Raw genomic sequence first — 25,806 nt, 5'->3', positions numbered from 1 at the left:
ACGCAGCGGAGCATCCAGGGTGCGACGGAGAACGAAGACGCCTGGATCAGCACCGATCCGCCCTTCTGAACCACGGCGACTTCCACCCCACGGCTCCCATCAAGCCACCGCCCACCAGCATCGCGGGCCGTGCGCGCTCGCAATAACGCTGTGCGCCTGAAGGAGCCGCCTCAGCCTGGCCCCGACCAGGTCCAGCCGCGTCACCGGGCCCCGTAGTGGTTCGGGTCGCGACGCATCTCCAGGTACATGCGGGCCACCTCCACCGCCGCCCGCGCGCCCGCCGCATGCGCCTCGATCCCGGTAGTGTCCTCGGCGCCGATCAGGGCCGCACACCGGCCGGCGGTCCACCCGAGTTCGTCGATGGCCTTGGACACGTGGTCTTCGTCCAAGTGCTCCGGGAACGCAACGCCGATGCGTTCGAGGAGCGCGCCGAGTGGCCCGAGGCTTTTGTCAGTCTGCTGGTCCCGCAGATCAGGACGCCGAGCCCCCGGGCGACGTGAGGGCGCAGCAGCGCCGCCAACGTCACGGCGCGGAGGTCGGGATTGTTGTTGCGGCGGCTGCCGCCAGTTCGTCCGGCACCGGAACGCCGAGGGCGTCCAGTGCCGCGCGGGGCTGCTGCTCGGTGGGGCGGCCGGGACAGAGGTAGAGGGCGACGTCATGCGCCTCATCCTGGTAGCGCCTACCTGCAGCGTCCGCTGAACGCCCCTGAGGCGAGCCCGTTCACGGCGGGTCGTCGCCCTGGCTTCCCTGGCTGTCCTGGTCGTTCTCGCTATCTCGGCGTTCGCGCCGTGCCCGCTCGAGAGCGCGGGCACGCAGCAGAGCACTGCGCTGGGAGTCGTCGTTGTTTCCCATGAGCTCCTCCAACTGCTGGAGCTGGCGGCGCTGCTCCTTGGCCGCGTTCGCGGCCTTGTGCCGGAACCAGGGAACGTCGGGCAACTCCGGGTCGTGGTGCTGCTCGGCCATGGCGGTGACGCTACCGGCACCGCGAGCACGGCTGGAAGGGTCCCGCCGAACGCGTCACGTCCGCTGGGCCTTTTCGAGGTCGGCGAAGGTGACATAGCGGTTTTGGGAGTGGGGCCTGCGTGGGGAGCTCTTGAGGTGCGGGGTTGGTGGTCTCGGCTCTTTGACCATGAGGTCGACTTCCATCGTCGACCAGGTGTGCGAGTCGACGTGGCGGGTGCGCCCGGGCAGGCGAGTGTCGAAGGCGTGTCCTACGATCATCCGTTATGTCACCCCACCCCATCGGCCGTCCGGATCCGGTGAGCCGCCCGGCGAAAGCGTCCCGGAGCGTGCTCCTGTTGACGGGGCTTCAGGTCGCGTCAGCGGCGTTGGCGTTGGTCCTCGCCGCCGGTTACGCCGCCTACGGGTGGATTATCGACTCGGCGGGGTCCTGTGAGCTGGACCAGGTCACGGCCCCCTTGATCTTCACCTGTTGTGCTGTAGTAGCGCTCGGCCTGGCCATCAAGGGCAGCCGGACCGGTATTGCTATCGCGGCCGTGCTTCCGGCTGTCGCCCAGGTGTGGATGTTGTTGTGGCGTGCGCCGCTGTACGACTGGCCGATGCAGGTGTTCCTGATGCCGCTGGGGGAACTGACCAGAGCGCCCTATCCCGCGATGATGCTTGCCACCGATCTGTTGGCGATGCTGTCGATCCCGCTGGGGATGGCCGCGACGGTGGCAGTCGCCGTTGGGGCACGAACTGTCACAGCCAGCGCCGAGGGCGATCCTGGGCGTGTTCGTCAGTGGGCGCCCCCGGTGGTGCTCATGATGCTGGCGTTCGGCGCGGCGGGAATGTATGAGTTGTCGTTCTGGGTCGCGGAGCTGGCTGAGCGCAAGGCTCTGCTGTTCATCAATGGTCCGATGGTGCGTGACAGGGCACTGGCGGTGGCGGGTGCGGCCATGGTGGCTGCGGTTGTGGAGGTGCTGGGGATGGGGGTGAAAGGCAGGAGGAGCAGATGGGCCTCGGGAGCAGCGGGGATCGTCATGCTGATTCCCGCTTGTTGGGATGTGTGGGAGATGACGCGGGCCCTGCTGAGTCCGCAAAGCCTGTCCAGCACGATCGACGCTTTCGCCTCGAGTGACTGGACCGTGCCGGTCTCAGAGGGGCTGAACATGGGGGCGTGGCAGGCGACGATGCTGGCGCTGGCGCTCGCCGTGCTGCTGGGAATCGCAGGGATCCTCCGTTCGGTGTGGGGACCGGACATGGCCCGGAACGCCGCCTGATCAACCCGCTGTCACCAATGAGGAGCAACCTCGCCACGTCGGATTCAGTCGGCGTGGAGGATCCGAAGGCGCAGAAGGCCGAAGCTGGCGCGGCCGTAGCAGTCTCTCTTGATCCGTTTGATTCGGCCTGGACCTCCTATAGCTACGGCGAGCCGCCAACCCCGGCCAGTCCTGAGGGCCAATGAGGGATATGCGAAGAGTTAGTTATCGGTTCCAGTACGTAGTTATCTCAAGTAGTGCATACCTTCCGGTAACCCCTTCGAGCTCCTCAATGGTGATCGAGCTGCTGATAACGCCGGTCTGGGGAGGAGCGCCGAGGTGCGTACCGACTGGGAACAGGATGAGCTGATCAGCGCGTGGACGCTGGTGGAGGGTGATTGGGACCTGGTCGGGGAAAAGGCAGGGGCCGGCAAGCTCGGTTTCGCCTTGATTTTGAAGTTCTACGAGATCGAGGGGCGGTTTCCCGCCTATCCCGAGGAGATACCGGCGGCTGCGGTGCAGTACGTGGCATCGCTGGTGGAGGTCGAGCCGGAGCTGCTGGCGAAGTACTCCTGGCGGGGCAGGACCATCGAGCGTCACCGGGCGCGGATCCGCAAGCGATTCGGTACCCGTCCGGCGTCTGAGGACGATGAGGAGCGGTTGGCGCAGTGGCTGGCCGACAAGGTGTGCCCGATCGAGACGAACCGTGATCGCCTGGCCGAGGCGGTGCGCGAGCGGTGCCGCAGCGCCAGGATCGAACCGCCGGCCAGTGGCCAGGTGGAACGGGTGGTCAATTCCGGATGCCGCCGTTTCGAGAATGCCTTCGCCGAGCAGGTGATGGCGCGGCTCGGGCCGGCCGTGTGCGCTCGGCTGGAGGAGTTGCTGCGGCGGCCGCACGTGCTGGCCGAGTTGAAGGCCGACCCGGGGCCGCTGGGGCTGGACACCCTGCTGGTGGAGATCGGCAAGCTGGCGACCGCTCGCTCCCTGGGGCTGGGCGAGGCGATGTTCGCCGAGATCTCCGATCAGATCGTGGCGGCGTGGCGGGGCCGGGCGATGCGGATGTATCCCTCGGATTTCGCGGCCTGCTCGACGCCGGTGCGTTACACGCTGCTGGCGGCGTTGTGCTGGACCCGGCAGGCCGAGCTGGTGGACGGGCTGGTGGAGCTGCTGATCGGGCTGATTCACCGGATCAACGCGCGTGCCGAGCGGCGGGTGGAGAAGGAACTGATTGGGCAGCTCGCCGCGGTGCCGGGCAAGCGCGGCATCTTCACCAAGATGGTGAACGCCGCGCTGAGCAAGCCCGATGAGACGGTCCGGCAGGTGGTCTTCCCCGCGGTGCCGGGCGGGGAGAAGACGCTGCGGGCGCTGGCCAAGGAGTTGATGGCCACCGAGCGCGTGGTCGCCGAGCGGATCCGCTACCAGTTGCGCGGTTCCTACTCGCACTACTACCGGCGGATGCTGGCGCCGCTGCTGGCCGCGCTGGAGTTCAAGTGCCACAACACCGCCTACCGGCCGGTGATGGACGCGATCGAGTTGCTGGCCCGCTACGCGGGCGTCGATTCCGATCAGCGGCACTACGCGACGGCGGAGACGGTGCCGATCGACGGGGTGGTGCCCAAGGCATGGCTGGAGGGCGTCGTCGACGCCGGTAGCGGCCGGGTGGAGCGGATTCCGTACGAGCTGTGCGTGCTGATCGCGCTGAAGGACGCACTGCGCCGCCGCGAGATCTACGTCGAGGGCGCCGGCCGATGGCGCGACCCCGATGAGGACCTGCCCGGCGACTTCGAGGACAACCGGGACGTGCACTACGCGGCGCTGGCCAAACCGCTGGACCCGACGGAGTTCATCACCGGCCTGAAGACGCGGATGCGGGCCGCGCTGGACAAGCTGAACACCGGCCTGACCCAGGGCAGCACCGGCGGGGTGCGGATCATCACGCGGGCCGGCAAGCCGTGGGTGAGCGTCCCCAAACTCGACAAGCTGCCCGAGCCGAATAACCTCGGCAAGCTCAAGGCAGAAGTCCAGCGCCGGTGGGGCACCATCGACCTGCTCGACATCCTCAAGGACACCGCCTTCCTCACCGACTTCACCGACGCCTTCACCTCGGTGGCCACCCGCGAGGTACTGGACCGGCAGACGCTCAACCGCCGGCTGCTGCTGGTGCTGTTCGCCTTGGGCACGAACATGGGGATCCGGCAGATGGCCGCGACCGGTGATCACGACCAGGACGAGGCCGCGCTGCGGCACGTACGCGCGACCTATGTCACCCGCCAGAACCTGCGGGCGACGATCGTCGCGGTGGTCAACGCCACCCTGGAGGCCCGCGATCCTGCGTGGTGGGGTGAGGCGACCAGCACCGCCTCAGACTCCAAGCGGTTCGCCTCCTGGGACTCCAATCTGATGACCGAGTTCCACGCCCGCTACGGCGGTTACGGCGTCATGATCTACTGGCACGTCGACAAAGGCCGCCTGTGCATCTACTCCCAGCTCAAGTCGTGTTCCTCCTCCGAGGTCGCGGCGATGATCGAGGGCCTGCTGCGGCACTGCACCAACGCCGAGGTCGAGGCGAACTACACCGACACCCACGGCGCGACCACGGTCGGGTTCGCCTCCACCGAACTGCTGGGCTTCAAGCTGCTGCCCCGGCTGAAGAACATCGGCGCGATCGACCTGTACAGCCCCGACGCCGTCCAGACCGCCTGGCCGAAGGTGGACAAGATCCTCAAGAAGCGGCCGATTGACTGGGACCTCATCGCCCGCAACTACGACCAGATGATCAAGTACGCGACGGCGCTGCGGCTGCGAACAGCGGAAACCGAGCAGGTGCTGCGCCGTTTCATGAAGGGCAACGGCCCCAAGCGCCCGGTCTATCTGGCCCTGGAGGAACTCGGCCGGGTCGTGCGCACGATCTTCGCCTGCGACTATCTCGCGGACGAGCAGCTACGCCGGGAGATCAACAGCGGTCTACAGGTCGTGGAGAACTGGAACAGCGCCAACGACAAGATCTTCTACGGCCGCGAAGGCGTGCTGACCGGGGCTGACCGTGAGCACGCCGAGGTGTCCATGCTCACCTTGCACCTGCTGCAGTCGGCGTTGGTGTTCATTAATACCCAGCTCCTTCAGGCCGTTCTGCGAGATCCGCAGTGGGTCGGCAAGCTCACCGAGGAGGACCGGCGAGCCCTCAGCCCGCTGTTCTGGGCTCACGTGAACCCCTACGGCCGGTTCCGGCTGGACATGGATGCCCGGCTCGACTTCACCACGGTCTGAACGGGCTCTTCAGGCCGGCGGGAGAGGGCCCAGGTCGCGGATGATCCCGGCCAGGGCCCGGATGGGCTCGCTCTCCGCCTCGCTGCGCCACACCAGCGCGTACGGCAGCGGCTCCAGATCGGTGACCGGCAGGTAGGCGATGTCCGGCCGCGCCCAGTAGCGGCTGACGTGGGCGGGGAAGAGCACGACGAGCCCGTCCATGCTGGCGAGGGTCATGGCCTCTTCCGCGTCCCGAACGACGGGGCCGCGTTCGATCTGACGTCCGCGCCGGGTGAGGCGCGGGGCGTAGGCGTCATACCAGTAGCCGGGGCCGGTGTCGGCGTGCGGGTGCTGGAAGTCGGAGATCGTCTCCAGCGAGACCGACGCGCGCCCGGCGAGCTGGTGTTCGGCGGCGACGGCCAGCACGCGCTGCTCGGCGAACACGATCGGCCCCACGGTGAGGTCGGGTTCGTCGACGGGCAGCCAGCTCACCAGGACGTCGATGTCCCCGCGCCGCAGCGCGGGAAAGGCTTCGCCCAGCTGTGTCTTGTGGATGCGCAGCTTCCATCGCGGGTGGCGGAGGCGGAAGACGTCCCAGTAGGGGCGCAGGTCGTAGGCGTTGAGGGGGAGCATGCCGACGCGCAGCGTGCCGGTGATGCCCTGGCCGGCGAGCTGGGCGCGTTCCATGCTGTCCTTCAGCCCGGCATACAGCGGTCGGAGGTCGTCGCGGAGCTGCCGCCCCACCTGGGTCAGCCGGACCGTGCGATTGTTGCGCTCGAACAGCGGCGCGCCGACCTGCCGTTCCTGCTTCTGGATCGCCTGGGTGACGCGGGCGGGCGACAGGCACAGCCGGGCGGCGGTACGGCCGAAATGCAGCTCCTCGGCCAGGGTCAGGAAGATCTCGATGTCCCGCAGTTCCACGCCTGACCTGCTCCGTCCACTCCCACTGAAGATGATCTTTCGGGTTTCGCCGTTGTTCCGGATATTCACCGTACTTGATCCTCGATTCGTACGATTCGCCGTCGGTCGAGGGAGCACGTGGATGGACGTCCTTGTTTGCGGTGCCGGCGTCGCCGGGGCCGCCCTGGCGTACTGGCTGCGCCACCACGGGTTCACCCCGACGGTGGTGGAGCGCGCGTCCCGGGTCCGTGGGGGCGGGTACGCGACGGGCCTGCGCGGCGAGGCGCTGGACGTGTTGGACCGGATGGCCCTGCTGGACCAGGTCCGAGCGCTGGACCTGCGCCTGGGCGGCGCGGCGATGACGGACGAGGACGCCCTGCCGGTGGCGATCCGCCCCACCGACGTCGAGATCCTCAGGGACGACCTGGCCGGCCTGCTGTACCAGGCCACCCGGCGGGAGGTCGAGTACGTGTTCGGCGACTCGATCGCCACCCTGGAGCAGACCGACGCCGACGTGCGGGTCACCTTCGACCGCGGCCAGCCGCGCCGCTTCGACCTGGTGGCCGGCGCCGACGGGCTGCACTCGCGCACCCGCTCGCTGGTCTTCGGGCCGCAGGAGCGCTTCGTCCGACACCTGGGTCTCTACACGGCGGTCTTCGGCCTGCCCGGCCGGTTCGGCGCCGAAGAGGGCGGCCAGGTCCACCGCGTACCGGGCAAGGCCGCCGGGGTGCTCGCCACCCACGACGGCGCCCGAGCCCGTGCGGCGCTGCACTTCGCCTCCGGACCGCTGGCCTACAACCGCGACGACCACGGGCAGCACAAGCACATCGTGGCCGGACGGTTCGCCGGCCAAGGCCGGCTGGTCCGGCGCCTGCTGGCGGAGATGTGGGAGGCGGAGGACCTGTTCTTCGAGGCGAACGCCCAGGTCGAGATGGACCGCTGGTACGCGGGCCGAGTGGTGCTGGTCGGGGACGCCGGTTACTGCGCGGCGCCGTCCTCGGGTCGCGGCGCCTCCCAGGCGTTGATCGGCGCCTACATCCTGGCCGGCGAACTGGCCGCCGGCGGCGGCCACGCGGAGGCGTTCGCCGCCTACGAGCGGGAGATGCGCGGCTTCGTCGCCGAGCATCAGCAGATGGGGCGAGAAGGCGCCGACCAGTTCTTCCTGGGCCCACCTCCGGAGGAGGAGCTCGGCCGCACGACGGTGGCCCGCCCGCACCTCGTACGGCTCAGGAACTACGCTCCCGGCTTCGCCGCGGAGCGGTCGTCACCGGGCCGGGCTGCCCGCTGACAGGCCCCTCCGCGAGGGGGACGCACGAACGCCGGATCGAAACGGAACCGGCGGACCATTCATGACGACAAGGACAAGATCATGGCAATTGGCAGGAACGGCCTGTCGGAGCAGGGACTACGCAGACTGCGTGAGGTGCTGACCCGGCACGTGGAGTCGGGGAGGATCCCCGGCCTCGTCGCCCTGGTGAGCCGCGGCGGCCAGACACACGTCGAGGCGGCCGGGACGATGCGGCACGACGGCGGCACGCCGATGCGGCGCGACACGATCTTCCGGATGGCCTCCACCTCCAAGCCGGTCACGATCGCCGCGGCGATGGTGCTGCTGGATGAGTGCCGGCTACGGCTGGACGACGTGATCGACCCATGGCTGCCCGAGCTGGCCGGCCGCAAGGTGCTGAAGAGCATCGGCGCCGAGCTGGACGACACCGTCCCGGCCCGCCGCCCGATCACGGTCCGGGACGTGCTCACCTCCACCTTCGGGCTCGGCATGGACATGACCGCGCTGGGCACCCCGATCCTGAACGCCATCTTCGAGCGGGGGCTGACCCCGAACCTGCCGACCGAGGTGCCCGAGCAGGACGAGTGGATGCGCCGCCTGGGCGAGCTGCCGCTGATGCACCAGCCCGGCGAGCAGTGGCAGTACCAGATCAGCAGCGACCTGGTCGGCGTGCTGGTGTCCCGGGTCACCGGCCAGAGCTTCGAGGACTTCCTGCGCGAGCGCATCTTCGAACCGCTCGGCATGACCGACACCGGCTTCCACGTGCCCGCCGACCAGCTCGACCGGCTGCCCACCCTGTACGCCCCGGATCCGGCCACCGGCGAGTTCCTGGCCTGGGACGAGCCCGAGAATGGTCGCTGGAGCAAGCCCCCGGCGTTCCAGGGCGGCGGCGGTGGCCTGGTGTCGACCGCCGACGACTACCACGCCTACTTCCGGATGCTGCTCAACGGCGGCGTCCACGAGGGCCGGCGCGTCCTGTCCCGGCCGGCGGTCGAGCTGATGACCACCAACCGGCTCACCCCCGAGCAGAACGCCGCCCGCACCGCCCTGGCCACCAGCGCCGTGCACATCTCCTTCGGCCAGGGCCAGCAGGGCGGCTGGGGGCTGGGCATGGCGGTGCGCACCTACCGCGGCGACTACGCGCCGATCGGCCAGTTCGGCTGGGACGGCGGCAGCGGCACCTCCGCCTACGCCGACCCGGCCAACCAGCTCACCGGCATCCTGCTCTGCCAGCTCGGCTACACCGTCCCGAATCCGGCCCACCTGATGGCCGACTTCTGGACCACCGTCTACCAAGCCATCGAAGACTGATGCAAGGAGTGAAGGTCATGCGTGTCTGGTTCATCACCGGCGCCTCCAGGGGGCTGGGCAGAGCGTTCGCGGAGGCGGCGCTGGAGCGAGGAGATCGCGTCGTGGCCGCGGCCCGCGACGTGGCGCCGCTGGCGGCCCTGCGGGCCCGCCATCCCGACACCCTGGCGTGCCTCCCGCTCGACGTCTGCGACCGCGCCGCGGTGCACGAGGGCGTGGAACGGGCGGTCGCCGCGTTCGGCAAGCTCGACATCGTGGTCAACAACGCCGGCGCGATGTTGTACGGCATGGTCGAAGAGGCCACAGAGCTCCAGATCAGAGCCCACTTCGAGGTCAACGTCCTGGGCCAGATCTGGGTCACCCAGGCCGTGCTGCCCCACCTGCGCGCCCAGGGCTCGGGCCACATCCTCCTGGTGACGACGATGGGCACGGGTGGCGGGATGGCCTCGGCCGGTCTGTACGCGGCGGGAAAGTCCGCCATCGACTCCCTCGGCCAGGCGCTGGCCATGGAGGTCGAGCCCTTCGGCGTCAAGGTCACCATCGTCCAGCCGGGCGGCTACGACACCGGCCTGTTCACGACCGGCACGACGCCCACCACACCCCACCCGGCGTACGAGCCGCTGCGGGCGAAGCTCGCCGAGATGTGGGGCGACGAAGCGGGGCCCGACCCCAGCACGGCCGCGCCGGTCGTCATGCGACTCGTGGACCTGCCCCGCCCGCCCCTGCGGCTGATCGTCGGCAGCCAGTCCTTCGACCTGGTCCAGCAGATGAACCAGGCCAGGACCGAGGAGTACCGCGCCTGGGAACATCTCAGCCGCCTGGCTCCCGGCTGACACATCCGTCCCAACACTCTTGAAAGATCATTGATGATGAAGCACCACGATGCCATCCACACTACGGAAAAAGAGCGGCCCCCCGGAAGTGCCGACGTGATCATCGTGGGGGCCGGCCCGACCGGTCTCATGCTGGCCACCGAACTGCGCCTGGCCGGAGTGCGGCCGCTGGTGCTGGAACGGCAGCCGCGCCCCCGCGACACCCCCAAGGCCGGCGGCCTGGGCGGCCAGATCCTGGACCTGCTGCGCCACCGAGGCTTGCTGGAACGTTTCGAGGCGGCCTGCACCGGCCCGATGCCGGCTCCCCGGTTCCCGTTCGGCGGGGTGCACCTGGACTTCACCCGGATGCCGGATCCCCCGATGCACGCCCTGCCGCTGCCGCAGCAACTGCTGGAGCGGCTGCTCGGCGAACGCGCCGGCGAACTCGGCGTGGACCTCTGCCGCGGACACGAAGTGACCGCGGCGCACCAGGACGGCGACGCGGTCACCCTTGACGTACGCGGCCCGAACGGCGCCTACCAGGTGAGCGCCCGCTACGTCGTCGGGTGTGACGGCGCGCGCAGCCGCATCCGCGACTGGGCCGGCATCCCGTTCCCCGGCACCACCTACCCCGAGGTCAACCGGCTGGCCCAGGTCACCCTGCCCGACACGGTCACCGTTCTCGGCAACGGCGATCTTGACGTCCCCGGCTTCGGCGCCATCCGCGCAGGATTCACCCGCACCGACCATGGCCTGCTCGGCGTCGGCTCCTCACCCGGCACCCGGTCCGTCTCCCTCTACACCATCGAGGACGAGACCACCGAGTACGACGACGACGTCCCCATGACCCTGACCGAACTGCAGGACAGTATCCACCGCGTGCTCGGCACCCACCTGCCGCTGGCCGGATCGACCCGGCTGTCGCGCTTCACCTTCAAGGCCCGCCAGGCCGAGCATTACCGCGAGGGGCGCATCTTCCTGGCCGGTGACGCGGCACACCTGTTCCCCGCCACCGGAGTGGCGCTCAACGCCGGCATGCTGGACGCGGTCAACCTCGCCTGGAAGCTCGCCGCCGACCTGCACGGCACGGCCCCTACCGGCCTGCTGGACACCTACCACGCCGAACGCCATTTCGCCGGCGCCCGCACCATGCTGCACGCCCGAGCGCAGGTGGCCCTGCGGCGCGGGCACGACGCCGCCGCCGAAGCGCTCCGGGAGCTCTTCACCGAACTGCTCATCGACGAGCAGCCGCTGCGCCGCATGGGCGCCCTCGTCGCCGGCACCGACATCCGCTACCCGATGCCCGGCACCGGTCATCATCCGCTGGCCGGCACCTTCGCCCCCGACCTCTCCCTGCACACCGACGAAGGCATCACCAGCGTCGCCGAGCTCATGCACCCCGCCCGGCCCGTCCTGCTCGACCTGGCCGACCGCCCAGAGCTCCACCAGGTCGCCCGGGACTGGCGGCATCTCCTCGACGTCCACACCGCCAAGACCACCGACCGGCCGGCCGACGCCCTGCTGATCCGCCCGGACGGCCACCTCGTCTGGGCCGCCGGCCTCGACGAACCCGCGGACACCGCCACGCCCTCGCTGCGTGCGGCAATCTCCGCATGGTTCGGAACGCCTTCGAACACCGGAGAGAGACATGACAAGTAGATTCACCGAGTTGACCATCGACTGCCACGACCCGGAGACGGTCGCGGCCTTCTGGTGCGAGGTCCTGGACTTCAAAGTGATCGACCGCAACGACGGCAAGGTCGAGATCGGCTCCTGGGAGCCGACCATCGAGCAGGTGCTCACCCGCCAGATGCCGCCCACCCTGCAATTCATTCAGGTGCCCGAGGACAAGACCGTGAAAAACCGGCTCCACCTCGACGTCAGCCCGATCGACGGCAGCACCGACGACGAGGTGACCAGACTGCTCGGTCTCGGCGCCGTCAAGATAGATCTGGGCCAAGGCCCAGACCGAAGCTGGGTGGTCATGGCCGACCCCGAGGGCAACGAGTTCTGCGTCGTGCGCACCCTGGCGGTGACGCACCACCGTTAGCGTCCCTGTTCCTGCCACACCTTCGTCGTGCCGAGATGCCCGGGCCTCGTGATCTTGGCTCTTGGGCAGGGCCGGCGGCGATGTCGTCGGGTGGGCCGGTGGACAGGCTTCGCCTGGTACGACAACTTCGCCGCCCACCCCCACCCGGCCACCATCGAGGTTGACGGCCACAGCTCGCAACGCCGCCCCGCTTCACCTCCTATCAGGACAGGACCGCGAATTTTCTGAGCAACAGCGGCACGGAGAGAAAACCTATGTCGGCGCGCTGATGATCGTCGCGGGACCCCTCCGGTTCGCCCATTATCCCATGTACGTGATAACAGATTATTATCACGTACATGAGCGATCACGGCGGCGCGGCGACCAGGACAACCACTCGCCGGGACGGTCCGCGACTCCAGCGCGTTATCCGGTACATCGCCCAGGCCGACGCGACGATCACCGCGCGGCGGCCGGCATGAGCTCCGTGCCGAAGATCACCGCCCTTCGCGGCGGAGGCGGCAGCCTCGCCGCGGCCGCTGACGCTTTCCTCGCTACGCCGCGCACGGCCAACCCCAACACGCACCGCGCCTACGCTTCGGCCATCGACCGCGTCATCGCCCTGCTCGGCCGCGACCGTCCGCTCGCCGACGTCACCGACGCCGAGATCGGCGCCGCGCTCACCGAGCTGTGGGGCCGATGCGCGCCGGCGACCTGGAACCGCAACCGCGCCGCCATCACCTCCTGGCTCACCTGGTGCCAGACCAAGAAGCACTGGGCCGCCCCCTCGGTCCCGGCCGACGCCGAACGCCGCCGAGAGATCGCCGACGAGACCCGCGCCGTGGCCAAGACCACCATCCACCGGCTGCTGTCGCGCCGCGACATCCCGCTGCGCGAGAAGACACTGTGGCGGATGCTGTACGAGACCGCCGCCCGGGCCGCCGAGATCCTCGCGCTCAACATCGAAGACCTCGACCTGGAGCACCGCCGCGCCCCCGTCCGCTCCAAGGGCGGTGCCACCGAGTGGGTGTACTGGGACAGCGGCACCGCCCACCTCCTGCCCCGCCTCCTCCGCCTCCCGGACGGCACCACGCGCACCCATGGCCCGCTGTTCCTGTCCGAACGCCGCCCCGTCCCCGCCCGCCACCCGGCCGCCGCCGACATCTGCCCGCACACCGGCCGCGCCCGCCTCGGCTACGACCGCGCCCGCGTCCTGCTCGACAAGCACGCCGGACTCGACCTGCACCAACTGCGCCACAGCGCCGCCACCCACCTCGGCGAGGCCGAAATCCCGCTGCAACTCATCATGGGCAAGACCCGCCACAAGAACCCCCGCACCGCCATGCGCTACGTCAAACCCGGAGCCGAAGCCATCGCCAAGGTCACCGAGGTCCTGGCACCCCGCCACCGTACTTACTGATCAACTGAGTGGCGGCTGGCCGGAGCTGTAGGAGTTCCGGGCCGATTCGGTTGACGTTGCCCTCCACCCGGGCCGGAGTTCCACTCCAGGCTGAGCCCGGCGACGATGGCGTCCAGGTCTTGTCGCATGCCACGCGCCAGGCTCGGCAAGGCCGCGAACCCGGTCGCCTCGGCCTGGTCGAGCCAGGCAGGAAGCAGATGGCCGTCCCTGTCGGCCATCATCAGGCCCTGGCCCGCGAGCATCACGTCGCGCCCAAGACCATCCGCCGCGTCCTGGACGCCGCCGAAGCCCGCCAGCTCCCCGCCGAGCTGGACGCGCTGCCCGTTCCCGAGGAGCCGTCCGGCCCTGCCGCGGACGCGCCCGTGACGCTCGACCTGCCCGGCCTACTCGCCGACCACCTGCGGGCCGTCGGCGACGACGCCATCCGCCAGGCGCTCATCTGGAGGCAGATCGCCCCCCGCAGACTCCACTCCCTCGCGCTTAGCCCGGCCCCGCCGCATCCTGGGTTACCGGTCACCGGCCGAGGTCTATGGTCGGCTGACCAGCGGTGATGCACTCACTCTTTGAGGCCGCCGTTCGCGTCGGCCTTCTGCAGCCGACGCAGCGGCCAGCCCAACCGGGCCGCCACCGCGGTGGGCAGGGCGCGCTGGTCGTCAGCGGGTAGCGTCGAACTGGGGGTGAGCGTGCCCGGCGGCCAGCGGCGGCACCTCGCCTGCTTGTTCCAGGACGTGGGCGGCGACGGTAAGCAGGGCCGGCAGCTTGTCGGACGAGGGGAGCTGAGGGTTCACCGCGGCTTACCCCCATCCCCCTGGTCGTCGTGCGGGGCGTGGCGGTGGGCGTCGATGGTGGCGGCCAGTGTGCTGACGGGGGATTGGGTCAGGCGGTTGTCGGTCTGGTCGTAGTCGGCGGTGGTGCGGGGGTCGGCGTGTTCGACGTGGTCTTGGACTTTGCGCAGGGAGACGCCGGTGGCCAGCATGGTGGTGATGACGGTGCCGCGGCCCGAGTGCGGGGACAGCTGTTCGGCCGCTGGTAGGTCGGCCTGTTTGGCCAGGGTGCGGATGGTGTTGGACACATCGCGCTGCACCAGGCGTTTGCCGCCGGCCAGGGTGGGCCGGTGGGGGTGGGGGGTGGTGGCCAGCAGCGGCCCGTCCAACTCGGCCACCGTCATGCCCAGGCGCGCGGCGCGCAACTGCAGGTAGCGCTCCAGCGGGCGGATGATGTCGGCCTCGACGCGCACGAACGAGCGGCCGCCGCCCTTTTTGGCATAGCGCAGGATGCGGTAGCCGGCATGAGTGGTGAAGTCGGTGACGTCGGCGCCGGTGACCGCCGAGACCCGCACGCCGGTGTAGAACAGCAGTGCGATCAGGGCGGCGTCGCGCCAGGCGGCTTCGGTGTCCAACCGCCGGGCGCGGGCCTCGGTGTGGTCCAGCAGGGCCGCGGTCTCCTGTTGCGACAGCACCGGGGCCTTTTTGGCGGTGCCGGTGGTTTTGATCTTCTTGGCCAGGGCGGCGGGGTTGTGATCAGCGGCCTGGTTGCCGATCAGGTAGGTGTACCAGGACGACAGCGCGGCTTTGCGCTGGGCGAGGGTGTTGGGTTTGGGCGGGCGGGGCGTGCCGTCGCGGCCGGTGGCGGTCTGCAGGGTCAGCCAGGCGTCCACATCGGCGATGCGGGCGTTGACCGGGTCCAGGGCGGTGCGCTGGCAGTGGGTCAGCCAGCTGCTCAGGGCGCGCCAGTAGGCGCGGCGGGTGTGGTGGGACTCCAGTCGTTCCAGCCACAGCACCGTCAGTTGCCGCAGCCCGTAGCGGTCGCTGGGATCGGGCGCTGGCAGGGCGGGCAGCACAGCGACCGCTTTCACCAGCAGATGCCGCAGGTGAGTGGCGTCGGTGGGGGCGATGGTCGGCAGCGCGGGCACCGGCTGCTGTCCCGGCGGGGTCATCTGGGGCGGCGCCACGGCGCCGGGCCGGACCTCGGGAACGGCGTCGGGGTCGCTGGTGGTGGGTGCTGTGGGCTCGGTCATCGCCTGCGATGGGTGGTTCGGGGCGACGAGCCGGTGCCCGTCGCGCTGCGGTCAGATGCGGGGTCGGGGGTGGGGTGGTCGCGCAACAGCAGTCGGGTCAGCAGGCCGTGCTGCGCCAGCTCCGCCAGGGCGTCAGCGTAGCGGCTGAGCTGCTCAGCCTCCGGTTCCAGAGCCGGGGCGGGGTGGGGTGGCTCGGGCGCGGGGTGAGCGCGTGCGCTGCGGCGCGGCCGCCGTTGCTGGCGTGGCTGGCGCGTGTCGGCCGGTGGGGGAGCGGTGCGCTGGTGGGCGGTGCGCAGATCGGTGTCGGTGTCGGGCAGGCCGGTGGCCGGTGGGGCGGGCGGTCGCCACGGCCACGCGGCCACCGCACGCTCGACCGCGTCCGGGTCGATGGTCAGTGCCTGGTCCAGGGCGTGCTGGAGTGCTTGCGGGTCGGGGACGGCCGGGTGCGTGTCGCGGGGGCGGGGCTGGTGGGCGTGGTGGACGGCCACCGTGGTGGTGACGGCGGCGGTGGCGGCCAGCACGTAGTGCACACACGCCCGCCGGTACAGGTCGCGGGCCTGGTCGATCTGGTCGACCAAGGCCTGCTGCAGCGCCCGCACCGCGGGATCGTGGGCGCGCGCGTAGGCGGCGACAGCCTGCTGGTGGGCGGCCAGGTAGTCCACCACCGCAGCATGGTGACGCTCCAGCAACGCGGCGGTCTGCGCCGCGATGGCGGAGGCAGGCGGGGATGCGGCGGGGGATGGCGGCGGCTCGCCGGTCCTGCGCCGCTCCAGGGCCGGTTTGGGTAGGGGATCGGTGACGCCGGTCGCCAGGACCGACACCGGCGGCGGTGGAGCGGCCAGCAAGGTGTGCTGGGCGCACAGTGCCGACAGCAGTTCGCGCAGTCGCACGCAGTCCCGGCGCAGCTGCGCCAGCGTCACGGTGGCGGCGACCGGCCACAGGGGCTGCCCGTCGGGGCGCAGCGCGTTGACCTGCGGGTACAACCGAAGGTAGGTCTGCCAGTGGCGGGCGTAGTGGGCGTGCCCGTCCTCGGTCAGCCGCAGCCCGCCCGGGTCGGTGTCGCGCTGCACCAGCGGGGGGCGGTGGCCGGTCAGATGCCGCCAGGCCCCAGACACTGCGCTGGGCGCGCGGCCGCCGTGATCGGCAGCGTGCGCCTGGGCCAGCATCCGCCACAACCCCTCGCTCAACAGCCCCTGCTGGCGGACTTCCCGCTGCTGGTCACGGTGGGCGGCGCGGTAGGCCGCGCGCCCGGCCCGGGTGATCTGGACCTGCACAAAGCAGGAGCCACCAGCGGGCAGGTCGGGCGGGTCGGGCAACACGCTGTCCGCTTCGGGGTCGGTGCTCCACGGCGGCTGGCTGCTCAGATACCGCAGCTGCACCAGCCCGGCCTGCTGCAGCTCCGCCAACTCCTGGGCCGCGGCGCTGCCGCGGCGGCGCCCGCGGTCCAGGTCCTTACCCAACGGGGGGCGCGGGCCGCGGCCGCTGGTCCAGCCGTAGTCCAGCCACCGCCACACCCGCGCCGGCACCGCATGCATCGTCTCGTGCCAGCTGGCGGCGGCGTCCTGTTCGGCCTGCTGATCGGCCGCATACACCAGCCGCAACGCCTCCTGCTGCCCGGCGGTCAGCGCCGCCCAGGCAGCCGCCGCCTTCGCCGAGTTGGCAGGCTGGGCGTGCTGGGCCGTGCGGTGGGCGCTCATCGGACTCCTTCCGCCGGGTCCCCTTCTACCGGGACGCGGTGGCCGTTAGGAAACGGGCACGGCCAGGCGTGGCTGGTCCAGGCCAGCAGCCGGTGGGAGAGATGGTGTCGTAGTCGCCAGTGCAGGCGCACCCTCAGCTCGGGACCGAGCTGGTGGGGGTCGCGGACCGGGCGGCCGGGGGAATGCTGGTAGGTCTCCAAGGCCTCGTGCACGCACGCCTCCACCACCGCGGTCCCGGCGGTGACCAGCATCGCCTGGGCCGGGGGCAGCCCGGCGGCCAGATAGTCCAGCGCCTGGTGAGGGTGCAGCGGAAAGGCGATGATGCCCAGGTCGATGGTGTGAGGATCGACGGCGGCGTGCCGGGCGGGGTCATAGCGGCGCGGCGCGGCCGGGTCGTCACGGTCCACACACGCGATGTACAGATAGCTGGCCGACTCGGCCAGCGCGACCGGGTTGATCGTGAAGCCGGTCTCGGGATGCAACCAGGTGCCCTCCAGCGCCCAGGCCGCGGCCAGCCGCTCCCAGACCGGATGACGCCAGTCGAACGCCGCCTGCGCCAACTGCTGCAGGTCCGCCTGCTCGGCGCCACGGGCACCATGCGCGGCGGCGTTCCCGGTGTCGCTGGTGTCGGCGACGCTGGGGCTGACGCCGGGGACCGGGACAGTGCCGGGCCGCAGGGTCGGCCACACCACCGTCGGGCGCCGCTGGTCCCACAGAGTGATCGTGGTCAGGTGGCGGGACAGGGGCTGGCCCTGCCAGCGCCACTGCTGTTCCACCCACTGGCGCACCATCCGGTGGAGGTGCACCAGACCCTCAAGGTCCAAGGGGCTGGCGGTCATCAGCGACGCTCGCGGGCAGCGCCGCCGACAGGGTCATCGCCGCTGCCGGCGCCGGGCGGTACCGGCTCCCAGGGCAGTGCGTGCTTTTCGGCGCGCGTCAGGGCGTGGCCAGGCAGGATCCGCCGGTAGAGCTGCTCACCGCGCCGGTGCCGCATCACCGCCTCGTCGTAGCGGATCGGGCGGTAGGTACCGCGGCCGGTCAGCACCGCGAACTCGTGGCCACGGTCAAGATCGCTCATCGCTGTCACCATCCTTCGGGTCACCTGGTGGGCGCTGGCGGAGCTGCTGCAGGTGGGTCCGGTAGCCCGGGCGCAGCCGCCAGGCTCCCAGGTCCACCTGCACCAGGCGCCCGTCGGTCAGGCGGCCGTAGCAGTACACCTCCCAGCGCGGGACCCCGCCCAGCAGCCGCAGGCGTTCGATCCGAGCCAGGCACGGGTCGTCCAACTGCGCCAGCAGCGCATGGATGTCTCCAGCTGCAAGCGGGGTGGTCTCTGCGGTCAGCATCAGGCGCGCTCCACCGGCGGCTTCGGTACCGGACGGCTGCTACCGCCGCACAGGTTGCCGGGCGGACCGTCATGGCGTTCCAACGTGCCGTCAGCCGTCACCACCACTTGCTGGTCGCATCGGGCGCACCGCACCCAGCCCTGGCCGTTGCTGTTCTGGCCCGCGCCGTCCTGGCTCATCGTCCTCACCCCTCATTTAGCTCACGGTGCAGCCGCGCCGCCAGCGTGGCCAGCTGCTGCACCCGCTCACCCGCGCCGTAGAAGGAGGTCACCGGGACCGTGGCGCTCAGCACCGCGTGGGCGGCCTCCTCGGCCTCGGCCACCAGCACCGCCGCCGTCGCGGCGTCGGTGGCGTGCGCGGCTTCCACGCGGGTGCGGTAGGCCAGGAAGTCCAGCGTGCGCCACATCGCACGGGCCGGAAGGTAGGTGGCCGGGACCGGCCCGGCCGCCACCACATACGGGCCCGCTTGGCCGTGCTGGTCGTGGCGGCCCAGCACTCGGTAGACCTCCGGGTCGCCCGACTCCACGACCTCGGTCGCCGCGCGCGGATGGCTGTAGCGCAGCAGGCCCTCCAGCACGGAGTGTCCGGCGACCACGCGCCGCTCCCAGGGCGCGTGCCGGTCGCCGCTGTGCTCGACGGCGATCACCAGCGACGGCAGCGGATACCCGGCCTCCAGCAGCGTGTACAGCTGCGCGATCTGCTCGGCTGACAGCAGCTGCTCAGCCGACAGCGGCGGCAGCCCCAGCGTCCCGTCGGCGACCTGGTCGAGCAGTGCCTTCAGCTCGCTCATCTTGGTTCGGCCGCCGCGGTCGGCGGTGACGTTCGTGGGTGCCAAGTTCATGGGCCTCAACTCCTTGGTGGGATCTGGGAAGCGACCAGGGGACCCGCCGGTGCCGGTGCACCGGCGGGTGCGGGGACGGGCCCAGGTCAGATGGTGGTCGGCAGCAGGGGCAGGCACCAGGCGGGCAGGTCCCGGCGCAGCTGCTCGCACCTCACCGTAACGGCGGTGACGGTGGTGGCGGCGGGGGCGCTGCCGGGCCGCTGGTAGGGGGAGGTGACCTCGGTGGTGACGGTGAGGGCCAGGGTGGTGCCGGAGTGGAGGTTGTTGGCCAGCTTGCCGGTGAGCAGCGCGACGATCTCGTCGGCGGTGGCCCGGTCCAGCGGGCGGTACTCGCCGGTCAGGCACTCGGTGCAGCCGCAGCCGACGGGGTCGATCGCGCGGAGTGGGGTCATGGGCGCCTCCGAAGGTCGGTTCCTGGATAAGAGGGATTATCGCGGAACCATCGTGATGCTGCCTAGTCGTTTCAAAAAGAAACGGATAGAGTATTCGTATGAACGGATACGGCTCTGTCGTGAGAAGGATTCGCCTTCATGGCGCAGGATGACTGCTCTCTGGCCCCCAGAACCGGGGCGGGGTCGCCCGGGCCGTGCCGGCTGGGCTACGGCGGCCGCTGGGGAAGCCACAGGGGAGGGGGCGGCTCATGCTGCTGGGGAAATGACCGGGGAACTGGTCGCCGACGGCGGGACGGTACTGGTCGCTGACGTGGACGGCAGTGCCGGGGGGCCGATCGGGTCTCCCTCCCCGTGGGAGGTGCCAGACGATGGCTGGCTGACCCTGGTGCCCAACGGCGCCCGCCTCACCGGGTTCGGCCACCGCCACAGCGTGCGGATCCGGCTGCAGCACTGGGCCGCCGCGCCCCCGCTCCCCACCCCGTCCGAGCCGCAGGCCAACCCAGTCTGGGACCGATCGGCCACCGGGCAGCTGTTCCTCAGCTCCGGCCACCTGGAGTTGGTGGAGATCTTCGGCGAGGTGGGCGCCGCCCTGCCGCTGGGCGCGGCCGCGACCTGGTGGCAGCTGCGCGCACACGCCCGCACCAACCCGCTGCCCGACTGGATCGACCCGGCCACCGACCAGCCGCCCCACGACGAGTGCCTGCTGCAGCTGTGGCAGGCGACCCCACCCTGAGCCGCTCGCCGCACCCCCACCCGCTTCCCGTCGACTCCTTCGACCCGCAAGGATGCCCATGACCTCACCCACCCGCCCGGCCGAGGAGTACCTGTGCGTGCCCGCCGAGGCCGACCTGTCGCCCGAGGCGGTCGCCGTGCGCACCTGCCAGACCCTGGCCGACGGCGACCGTGCCTGCGAGTACGCTGGCGGCCCGCTGCCGGAGGGGGCGCGCGCCGATGCCCGGTACTGCAGCGCCTCCCACCGCCTGCAGGCCCACCGCGCCCGCGCCAAGGCCGCCGCCGACGCCACCCAGGTCCCGCTGGCCGAGCTGCGCACCGACGTCGAGCGGTTCCTGCCGGCCGCCGACCAGCTGGGCGAGCTGCTGTTGGCGCTCAAAAGCGACCTGGCCGCGGCGGTAGAGGTCACCGTGGAGCAGGCGCGCACCGCCCAGCAGGACAAACTGGCCGCCGAGCAGCGCGCGGCGGCCGCCGACCGCGCCGCCGCCGAAGCCCAGCAGGTCGCCGCGCGCGCCGACCGGCGCACCGCCGCTGCGCTGGAGGCCCAGCGCGAGGCCGAGGCCGCCGCCGAGGCCGAACGGCGCCGCGCCGAAGCCGCGATCGCCGCGGCCACCGACAAGATCGCCGAGCATGAGCGGGCCCGCGGCGTCGCCGAGCAGGCCAGCCAGCTGGCCGCCGACCAAGCGCTGCAGATGGCCGGGCAGCTGCGCGGCGCCGAGGAAGCGCTGGAGAACCTGCGCGGCCAGCACACAGAGACCACCGCCGCGCTGGCCCGCGCGCACACCGAGCTGGCCCGGCTGCAAACCGAGGTGCGCGCTGCCACCGACCGGGCCGACCGCGCCGAAGCCCACGCCGAGACCGAGCGTCGGCGCGCCGAACAGCTGGTGGCCGCCGAACGCGACCGCGCCCGCGCCGAACGGGCCGCGGCTGAGGAGCGTCACCAGCAGCAGCTGGAGGCGGTGCAGGCCGCGCTGGCTACCGAACGCGCCCAGGTCGCCGCGCTGCAGGCCCAACTGGCCGAGGTCCGCGGCCGCGCCGAGCGCGCCGAGCAACTGGCCGACCGCGCCGACGCCGCCCGCGACCACCAAGCCGCCGCCGCCGACCAGCTGCGCCAAGCCCTGCAGCTGCCCGCCGTCGCCGACCTGGACGGCGCCCCGGGGGTGCGTTTGGGGCCCGACCAGAAAGGCCAGGTGCGCTGGCAGGACGGACATGTCGTGCTGGTCCAAGTGCCGCAGCACTCCATGCCCCAGCAGGCGGGCGAGTTGGCGCGGGCGCTGCTGGCCGTGGCCACCCACGCGCCGGAATCCCACACCACCTGACCGCCTAGGTGAGCGGGAATAGGATCACCCGCACGGGTCCCACCCCACTGCCCGCGCGGAGAGTGAGCTATGCCTAGAAGATCGCTGTCTTGTCGTTGGGTGACCTCTGCGGGCGGCCCCTTGATCGCTGTCCCGGAATCAAAGCTGACCCACTGGGGCGGTGTGACCGACGACGACGGTCCTGTGGAGACCTGGGGCGACTACGGCCGGGCTTGTGCGGTCGAAGGCTACATCGGCCTGGTCGAAGTCGACGGCCAGCACGCCTTGGTCTTTGGTGAGGAACCTGCCCCCACCACCTACCTGCCCGACAAGCACCTGTTCGCCCGGATCGCAGCAGCCGACTCCGAAGCCGACTTCCTGGCCGCCGTCGTCCAGGTCGTAGCAGAGCACATGCCGTGGGACCACGACGAGACCCTCACCTGGGAAGTCCACGAACCTGTCGTGCTCTTCGACTCCGCCTGGCCCGGCGCGGAAACAGAGCCGGACAACCACCTGCGCATCGACACCATCACGCCCGGCCGCTACCAGGTACGGGCCACCTACCGACAAGAACCAGACAACTGGATGATTCTGGTCCACCTCCAGCCGATCCCAGCGGCCGACATCGCCTCCAACGCCCACCGGCCTGGTGGAAAGCCAGCTCAGCCGACCTGACCGCGGACGCCCCGGCCGACAGGGATCAAGACCGGGCGCGCCGAAGACGCGGTGCCCCAGTACCCGCGCCACGCTCCACCAAATCGGATACCAGGCAGGCCAGGGAAGCAGTCAGCCATCTCCGACCGCACCGACCGGTGCGGCCCCTGAAGGGACCTGTTGGGCTGGTCGGGTGGTCTTCTTGAGGACGAAGTGTGCCTGTCTGGGTTAGGCGACTTTCAAGACGGTGGCGGTCCAGCCGAGCGCTTGGGGCATGCCGGGATACCGGTCGGAGTGGTCAGGGGCGGCGCCGCTGAGGGCGAGTTCGCGGCCGACGGCGAAGTGAGCGGGGTTGTCCGGGGCCAGGGTGAGCCAGCGTTCCACCAGTGCGCGGGCTTGCCGGGTGGCCCCGCAATAGACCAGCCATTCGGTGAGTTCGGCGGCGGAGGCCAGCAGGGTGGCATCGGGGACGTCGGCGGGCAGGCGGTCGGGGTCGGCGGTGCTGGCGAACCAGGGCAGCGCCACCTGCTGGAGCTTGGTCAGGAAGTCCTGCAGTCGGGGGATGCGCTTGGCTTGGTGGGTGAGCCCGACGATGCCGTCGAACAGCCCGCAGGTTCCCAGCAGGGTGTCCAGGCCGTGCCCGCAGAGGTAGCCGTCGTTGCGGATCGCCTGGTGGGGATGGTCGTGGCGCCACTGAGCCAGCCCGCAGTTGCGGACGCTGAGCACGAGCCTGAACATGATCTGCTGGCCGGCCCGGTTGCCGCGTCGGCTATGGAAGTGGATCTGCTCAAGGCGGTCGTGGTCGACTTTCTGCAGGGTCTTGCGGGAGCTCAGCCAGGCGTAACCTTCCGGTCCCAGATGCACCGCCAGCCAGGCTCCGGCGGCCTGGATGACCGGCTCCGGCTGGTCGGTTTCCAGCAGCCTGGCCTCGACGTGGCGCACGATCCGCTGCCCTTGTTCATCGAGCACGATCCCATGATCGGTGCGATCTGGACGAGCTGTCACCTGGGAAGCCTCAGAAAAGCACAACGCGTCTGCGGGAAATCATCCATCCAGTTCAACGGGGTCTGCTGGCCGTGGCTACTCACGCGCCGGACTCCCGCACCACCTGACCTCCCGGCCGCGCGGACACGGCCGCGAACCTCCCCTCGAGTGCTCCAGCAGCCGCCTGGCATCAGTACCTCGTGCACGGGAACCGCACCTGCCCGGTTATTGGTTTCTTATCGGATTAAGGTGGCGGCATGGCGAAGGATCCCGGCTTCGGCGTGCGGTTGACGCGGCTCCTCAACCACCGCCAGACCGACGTCGCCTGGCTGGCCTCAGCGTCCGGCATCTCCGAATCGGAGCTGCGCTCGGTGGCCGACGGCGCACCACCGTCGGCGGCACAGCTGGGCAACCTCGCCGCCGCGCTCGGGTTCCACACCGCCGACCTCTTGGTGATCGCCGGCTTGCCAGTACCAGAGCCCCTTCAGCCCTGCGAACCGGCAGCAGGCCACGAACTCGCGGACCTGATCCACGTCGCGATGGCACTGCCAGCAGAGCAGCGGACCCATATCCACCAGACGGTCCAGCAGTTGCCCCAGCTGCCCCGCATCCGTCCGGCCGATCCGCCGCGCGCCGACTACCGGCAAGACGGCGGCATCGGCGGGATGCTGGTCACCATGCTGTGCGCCAACCGGAATCTGCATTCCCTGTCCGCAGCCACTGAGACACTGACCCGATTGACCCGGGGCCGCATGTACCTGGCCGCCTCCAGCCTCGCTCGCATCGCCGCAGGGCTCCGTTCCCCGCTGAAGCCAACCTGGCTGCACGGCTTCGCGATCGCACTCGGTATCCCCGCCGCCGACCTGGCGGTCATCACCGGCATCGACCTGTCCGAGCCGCCACCGCCTGAGGATCCGCTGGCAGCCGAGATGGCCCAACTGCTCTGGAACTGCCGACGCCTGACGGCAAGCCAGATCCAGCATCTGCACGCCGAGGCCAAAGCGACGCTCGTCGCCGTGCCCGACCACGCCTCCAGCAACGACTGGAACCGCGTCTACCGCCAACACGGAACTTGGTGGGGCGCGCCGAGGCGGTAATCCTCATCCCGCCAGACACACCCACCACCTGCGCACATGGTGTCTGTATCAGCCCTGCACTGCAAGACCGTACGCCGACAAACCCTGGCTCCACCTCCCCGGACAGGCCACCTCCTTGGCCACATCACCGCGGAATCGGCCAGACCAGCAACGACCTGACACCGGATGACCTGATCGCGCCTACCCAGGGCCCTCCGTGCACAGGCGAGAGCTCCTCCCGGGCGCGTCGCCCACAGGAAGGAACTGATAATTCCGGATCAGGAAGGGCCAGCCCACATACGCCAGGAACCCGCAACGGGTCGATTGAGTGTGTCGGTCAGAAGCAGCAACGTTTGTTCGTGTGTTCGGTGAACGACAGCAGGGCGGCCGGCCCGGAGATGTCGATGAGATTCAGTAACAGTCGCGAGGCGTGTCGGTCCAGGACTTCGAACCCCCGGCGCGGGGCAAGGTAGAGGCCCAGCCCACATGGCTCGAAAGCCACATTGGAATGATCTTGGTCGGCTGCCAGGCGGTACGATCCAAGTGATCTCAGCCTCGGGAGGGTGTCGGATGTGCGTGTCGACAGCGGCGTCACGGTTCTCGGGCACGATCCTGTATCACGGCCAGACCAGTCATCCCGAGCACGGCCGGGTCCACGTGCTGGGCTACCAGAACACCGCGGTCAACCTGGCCGGCGGACCGAACGCGATGCTTCTGCACGTGCCCGCCACCGGCATGACCCCGGCGAACTTCATCGACACCCGCCGCTGCCCGCGCGTCCTGCGCGACATGGTCGACGCCCTCGCTCCACCGACCCGCACTCGGCGGTCAATGCCAGAGGGCTTGGCGCTGGCGGCTGCAGCACCACCGCCGCCCGTCCAGATCTTCGACCATGACATTTACACCGTGGTACTGGCCACCGACCCCACGCTGATCCCCCAAGCACTGGAACAAGTACCCAAGCACCGACGGATCCGGCCCAACACGCCACTGTTTGACTTCTATGCCGCCCGCTATCCCGGACACGCGATCATCGTGTGTTGCTTCGACAACACCGAGGCGAGATCGGCCCACCCACTGCTCATGTGGTATCGGCCGCACAGCCTCCGCCACTTCGTACTACCGACTCTGGACTGCCACACCGGCGGCGTCCCCGATCTGACCGCGCAGATTCCCACCGACCACTGGGTCATCCTCGGACGCGACAACCCACCAGCCTCATGGGGTGTCCCGGTCACCTACACCGCCGACGACAGCCGTACCGGACACGGCCGGCATCCCGACCGGCACGGACCCGCCGCGCCCTACCTCCCAATCCGGGTAATAGGCGCACACTTCACCAGCGCCATGCCCAACGGTGACTTCATGATCCCCTATACCGATGTCATTCGAGGCGACCTCACTGCTCTCAGCCGCACGACAGCGGCAGCCGCTTAACCTGTCGAACGCCGCGTAATTCCCTGGGTGTGTCGTCGGCTCGCGTGTCAGCTCGCTTTGGTTCAGAAGGGCGGATCGGGGCTGATCCAGTCGTCTTCGTTCTCCGTCGCACCCTGGATGCTTCGCTGCGC

The 25,806-nt window shown here is 70.3% G+C and carries 27 protein-coding genes; 14 read left to right on the top strand and 13 right to left on the bottom strand.

Annotated elements, in window-relative coordinates:
- Nucleotides 1-200: 200 nt before the first annotated feature.
- Both AKI01S_RS51295 and AKI01S_RS39625 read right to left on the bottom strand, forming a co-directional pair.
- Entirely contained in the window at nucleotides 201-374 is a 174-nt protein-coding gene (locus AKI01S_RS51295; RefSeq protein WP_169814095.1) for a hypothetical protein, read from the bottom strand.
- A 346-nt stretch (nucleotides 375-720) separates the two neighbouring features.
- Nucleotides 721-963 carry a hypothetical protein gene (locus AKI01S_RS39625; protein WP_067830368.1) on the bottom strand — a complete coding sequence of 81 codons (243 nt, stop codon included), beginning with the start codon at nucleotides 961-963 and terminating at the stop codon, nucleotides 721-723.
- A gap of 326 nt (nucleotides 964-1,289) precedes the next feature.
- Between AKI01S_RS39625 and AKI01S_RS39620 the strand changes: the two genes are divergently transcribed.
- A complete protein-coding gene (locus tag AKI01S_RS39620) occupies nucleotides 1,290-2,222 on the top strand; it encodes a hypothetical protein (RefSeq protein ID WP_067830364.1) in 933 nt (310 codons plus the stop codon).
- Nucleotides 2,223-2,540: 318 nt separating this feature from the next.
- Nucleotides 2,541-5,468: a Tn3 family transposase gene (locus tag AKI01S_RS39615; protein WP_067830362.1), complete on the top strand. Its 2,928-nt coding sequence runs from the start codon at nucleotides 2,541-2,543 to the stop codon at nucleotides 5,466-5,468.
- 9 nt (nucleotides 5,469-5,477) lie between these two features.
- On the opposite strand, the gene AKI01S_RS39610 is transcribed toward AKI01S_RS39615, so the two are convergent.
- Entirely contained in the window at nucleotides 5,478-6,368 is an 891-nt protein-coding gene (locus AKI01S_RS39610; RefSeq protein WP_067830358.1) for a LysR family transcriptional regulator, read from the bottom strand.
- 121 nt (nucleotides 6,369-6,489) lie between these two features.
- Between AKI01S_RS39610 and AKI01S_RS39605 the strand changes: the two genes are divergently transcribed.
- The 7 genes from AKI01S_RS39605 (at nucleotide 6,490) to AKI01S_RS39575 (ending at nucleotide 13,755) form a co-directional block, all read left to right on the top strand.
- The gene (locus AKI01S_RS39605; RefSeq protein WP_067830355.1) at nucleotides 6,490-7,635 is read left to right on the top strand and encodes an FAD-dependent monooxygenase; all 1,146 of its coding nucleotides are present in this window, start codon (nucleotides 6,490-6,492) and stop codon (nucleotides 7,633-7,635) included.
- Nucleotides 7,636-7,716: 81 nt separating this feature from the next.
- A complete protein-coding gene (locus tag AKI01S_RS39600) occupies nucleotides 7,717-8,946 on the top strand; it encodes a serine hydrolase domain-containing protein (RefSeq protein ID WP_067830353.1) in 1,230 nt (409 codons plus the stop codon).
- Between the two features lie 17 nt (nucleotides 8,947-8,963).
- Nucleotides 8,964-9,776 (top strand): SDR family NAD(P)-dependent oxidoreductase, encoded by an 813-nt coding sequence (locus AKI01S_RS39595; protein ID WP_067830351.1) that lies wholly within the window; start codon nucleotides 8,964-8,966, stop codon nucleotides 9,774-9,776.
- Between the two features lie 96 nt (nucleotides 9,777-9,872).
- Nucleotides 9,873-11,414, top strand: coding sequence for an FAD-dependent monooxygenase (locus tag AKI01S_RS39590; RefSeq protein WP_245681968.1), 1,542 nt, complete (start codon nucleotides 9,873-9,875; stop codon nucleotides 11,412-11,414).
- 10 nt (nucleotides 11,415-11,424) lie between these two features.
- Nucleotides 11,425-11,805, top strand: a complete 381-nt coding sequence (locus AKI01S_RS39585; protein ID WP_369688765.1) for a VOC family protein — start codon at nucleotides 11,425-11,427, stop codon at nucleotides 11,803-11,805.
- 457 nt (nucleotides 11,806-12,262) lie between these two features.
- Nucleotides 12,263-13,204: a tyrosine-type recombinase/integrase gene (locus AKI01S_RS39580; protein WP_067830344.1), complete on the top strand. Its 942-nt coding sequence runs from the start codon at nucleotides 12,263-12,265 to the stop codon at nucleotides 13,202-13,204.
- Nucleotides 13,205-13,401: 197 nt separating this feature from the next.
- The gene (locus tag AKI01S_RS39575) at nucleotides 13,402-13,755 is read left to right on the top strand and encodes a hypothetical protein (protein WP_067830341.1); all 354 of its coding nucleotides are present in this window, start codon (nucleotides 13,402-13,404) and stop codon (nucleotides 13,753-13,755) included.
- A gap of 102 nt (nucleotides 13,756-13,857) precedes the next feature.
- On the opposite strand, the gene AKI01S_RS54455 is transcribed toward AKI01S_RS39575, so the two are convergent.
- The 9 genes from AKI01S_RS54455 to AKI01S_RS39540 form a co-directional block, all read right to left on the bottom strand.
- Nucleotides 13,858-13,992: a hypothetical protein gene (locus tag AKI01S_RS54455; protein ID WP_281186196.1), complete on the bottom strand. Its 135-nt coding sequence runs from the start codon at nucleotides 13,990-13,992 to the stop codon at nucleotides 13,858-13,860.
- Nucleotides 13,989-15,221, bottom strand: a complete 1,233-nt coding sequence (locus AKI01S_RS39570; RefSeq protein WP_067830339.1) for a tyrosine-type recombinase/integrase — start codon at nucleotides 15,219-15,221, stop codon at nucleotides 13,989-13,991. The genes AKI01S_RS54455 and AKI01S_RS39570 overlap by 4 nt, the downstream gene beginning before the upstream one ends.
- Complete coding sequence (locus tag AKI01S_RS39565) at nucleotides 15,218-16,918, bottom strand: hypothetical protein (RefSeq protein ID WP_067830336.1); 1,701 nt, start codon at nucleotides 16,916-16,918, stop codon at nucleotides 15,218-15,220. Before AKI01S_RS39565 ends, AKI01S_RS39570 begins: the two co-directional genes overlap by 4 nt.
- On the bottom strand, nucleotides 16,915-17,742 hold the full coding sequence (locus AKI01S_RS39560; protein WP_157420489.1) for a hypothetical protein: 828 nt from the start codon (nucleotides 17,740-17,742) through the stop codon (nucleotides 16,915-16,917). Before AKI01S_RS39560 ends, AKI01S_RS39565 begins: the two co-directional genes overlap by 4 nt.
- A 14-nt stretch (nucleotides 17,743-17,756) precedes the next feature.
- The gene (locus AKI01S_RS39555) at nucleotides 17,757-17,996 is read right to left on the bottom strand and encodes a hypothetical protein (protein ID WP_067830330.1); all 240 of its coding nucleotides are present in this window, start codon (nucleotides 17,994-17,996) and stop codon (nucleotides 17,757-17,759) included.
- A complete protein-coding gene (locus tag AKI01S_RS39550) occupies nucleotides 17,983-18,261 on the bottom strand; it encodes a hypothetical protein (protein WP_067830327.1) in 279 nt (92 codons plus the stop codon). The genes AKI01S_RS39555 and AKI01S_RS39550 overlap by 14 nt, the downstream gene beginning before the upstream one ends.
- Nucleotides 18,261-18,440 carry a hypothetical protein gene (locus tag AKI01S_RS51290; protein WP_157420488.1) on the bottom strand — a complete coding sequence of 60 codons (180 nt, stop codon included), beginning with the start codon at nucleotides 18,438-18,440 and terminating at the stop codon, nucleotides 18,261-18,263. The genes AKI01S_RS39550 and AKI01S_RS51290 overlap by 1 nt, the downstream gene beginning before the upstream one ends.
- A 5-nt stretch (nucleotides 18,441-18,445) precedes the next feature.
- Nucleotides 18,446-19,102 carry a hypothetical protein gene (locus AKI01S_RS39545; RefSeq protein WP_067830324.1) on the bottom strand — a complete coding sequence of 219 codons (657 nt, stop codon included), beginning with the start codon at nucleotides 19,100-19,102 and terminating at the stop codon, nucleotides 18,446-18,448.
- A gap of 86 nt (nucleotides 19,103-19,188) precedes the next feature.
- Nucleotides 19,189-19,494 carry a hypothetical protein gene (locus AKI01S_RS39540; protein WP_067830322.1) on the bottom strand — a complete coding sequence of 102 codons (306 nt, stop codon included), beginning with the start codon at nucleotides 19,492-19,494 and terminating at the stop codon, nucleotides 19,189-19,191.
- A gap of 262 nt (nucleotides 19,495-19,756) precedes the next feature.
- On the opposite strand from AKI01S_RS39540, the gene AKI01S_RS39535 reads away from it, so the two are divergent.
- The 3 genes from AKI01S_RS39535 (at nucleotide 19,757) to AKI01S_RS39525 (ending at nucleotide 22,199) form a co-directional block, all read left to right on the top strand.
- On the top strand, nucleotides 19,757-20,227 hold the full coding sequence (locus AKI01S_RS39535) for a hypothetical protein (protein WP_067830320.1): 471 nt from the start codon (nucleotides 19,757-19,759) through the stop codon (nucleotides 20,225-20,227).
- Between the two features lie 58 nt (nucleotides 20,228-20,285).
- Nucleotides 20,286-21,545, top strand: coding sequence for a hypothetical protein (locus AKI01S_RS39530; protein WP_067830317.1), 1,260 nt, complete (start codon nucleotides 20,286-20,288; stop codon nucleotides 21,543-21,545).
- A 69-nt stretch (nucleotides 21,546-21,614) separates the two neighbouring features.
- Nucleotides 21,615-22,199, top strand: coding sequence for an Imm21 family immunity protein (locus AKI01S_RS39525; protein ID WP_067830315.1), 585 nt, complete (start codon nucleotides 21,615-21,617; stop codon nucleotides 22,197-22,199).
- A gap of 207 nt (nucleotides 22,200-22,406) precedes the next feature.
- Here the strand turns inward: AKI01S_RS39525 and AKI01S_RS39520 are convergent, their stop codons facing one another.
- The gene (locus tag AKI01S_RS39520) at nucleotides 22,407-23,147 is read right to left on the bottom strand and encodes a hypothetical protein (RefSeq protein ID WP_157420487.1); all 741 of its coding nucleotides are present in this window, start codon (nucleotides 23,145-23,147) and stop codon (nucleotides 22,407-22,409) included.
- A gap of 272 nt (nucleotides 23,148-23,419) precedes the next feature.
- Here AKI01S_RS39520 and AKI01S_RS39515 point away from each other — a divergent pair, with 272 nt between their 5' ends.
- Complete coding sequence (locus AKI01S_RS39515; protein WP_067830311.1) at nucleotides 23,420-24,259, top strand: hypothetical protein; 840 nt, start codon at nucleotides 23,420-23,422, stop codon at nucleotides 24,257-24,259.
- A 549-nt stretch (nucleotides 24,260-24,808) separates the two neighbouring features.
- Entirely contained in the window at nucleotides 24,809-25,675 is an 867-nt protein-coding gene (locus AKI01S_RS39510; RefSeq protein WP_067830308.1) for a hypothetical protein, read from the top strand.
- Nucleotides 25,676-25,806 lie beyond the last annotated feature (131 nt).

The sequence above is a fragment of the Actinomadura kijaniata NBRC 14229 genome (assembly GCF_001552175.1).
GTDB classification, from domain to species: domain Bacteria; phylum Actinomycetota; class Actinomycetes; order Streptosporangiales; family Streptosporangiaceae; genus Spirillospora; species Spirillospora kijaniata.
Note: the sequence above shows the minus strand (reverse complement) of the source record. Positions and strands in the feature narration are given on the sequence as shown.

What these genes read in the sequence shown, in the direction of transcription:
- AKI01S_RS39540 (WP_067830322.1), bottom strand. Translation starts at nt 19,494, where the DNA reads ATGACCCCACTCCGCGCGATCGACCCCGTCGGCTGCGGCTGCACCGAG.
- AKI01S_RS39510 (WP_067830308.1), top strand. Translation starts at nt 24,809, where the DNA reads ATGTGCGTGTCGACAGCGGCGTCACGGTTCTCGGGCACGATCCTGTAT.
- AKI01S_RS39555 (WP_067830330.1), bottom strand. Translation starts at nt 17,996, where the DNA reads ATGAGCGATCTTGACCGTGGCCACGAGTTCGCGGTGCTGACCGGCCGC.
- AKI01S_RS39625 (WP_067830368.1), bottom strand. Translation starts at nt 963, where the DNA reads ATGGCCGAGCAGCACCACGACCCGGAGTTGCCCGACGTTCCCTGGTTC.
- AKI01S_RS39595 (WP_067830351.1), top strand. Translation starts at nt 8,964, where the DNA reads ATGCGTGTCTGGTTCATCACCGGCGCCTCCAGGGGGCTGGGCAGAGCG.
- AKI01S_RS39515 (WP_067830311.1), top strand. Translation starts at nt 23,420, where the DNA reads ATGGCGAAGGATCCCGGCTTCGGCGTGCGGTTGACGCGGCTCCTCAAC.
- AKI01S_RS39580 (WP_067830344.1), top strand. Translation starts at nt 12,263, where the DNA reads ATGAGCTCCGTGCCGAAGATCACCGCCCTTCGCGGCGGAGGCGGCAGC.
- AKI01S_RS51290 (WP_157420488.1), bottom strand. Translation starts at nt 18,440, where the DNA reads ATGAGCCAGGACGGCGCGGGCCAGAACAGCAACGGCCAGGGCTGGGTG.
- AKI01S_RS39565 (WP_067830336.1), bottom strand. Translation starts at nt 16,918, where the DNA reads ATGAGCGCCCACCGCACGGCCCAGCACGCCCAGCCTGCCAACTCGGCG.
- AKI01S_RS39530 (WP_067830317.1), top strand. Translation starts at nt 20,286, where the DNA reads ATGACCTCACCCACCCGCCCGGCCGAGGAGTACCTGTGCGTGCCCGCC.
- AKI01S_RS39600 (WP_067830353.1), top strand. Translation starts at nt 7,717, where the DNA reads ATGGCAATTGGCAGGAACGGCCTGTCGGAGCAGGGACTACGCAGACTG.
- AKI01S_RS39525 (WP_067830315.1), top strand. Translation starts at nt 21,615, where the DNA reads ATGCCTAGAAGATCGCTGTCTTGTCGTTGGGTGACCTCTGCGGGCGGC.
- AKI01S_RS39550 (WP_067830327.1), bottom strand. Translation starts at nt 18,261, where the DNA reads ATGCTGACCGCAGAGACCACCCCGCTTGCAGCTGGAGACATCCATGCG.
- AKI01S_RS39545 (WP_067830324.1), bottom strand. Translation starts at nt 19,102, where the DNA reads ATGAACTTGGCACCCACGAACGTCACCGCCGACCGCGGCGGCCGAACC.
- AKI01S_RS39575 (WP_067830341.1), top strand. Translation starts at nt 13,402, where the DNA reads ATGGCCGTCCCTGTCGGCCATCATCAGGCCCTGGCCCGCGAGCATCAC.
- AKI01S_RS39570 (WP_067830339.1), bottom strand. Translation starts at nt 15,221, where the DNA reads ATGACCGAGCCCACAGCACCCACCACCAGCGACCCCGACGCCGTTCCC.
- AKI01S_RS39535 (WP_067830320.1), top strand. Translation starts at nt 19,757, where the DNA reads ATGACCGGGGAACTGGTCGCCGACGGCGGGACGGTACTGGTCGCTGAC.
- AKI01S_RS39605 (WP_067830355.1), top strand. Translation starts at nt 6,490, where the DNA reads ATGGACGTCCTTGTTTGCGGTGCCGGCGTCGCCGGGGCCGCCCTGGCG.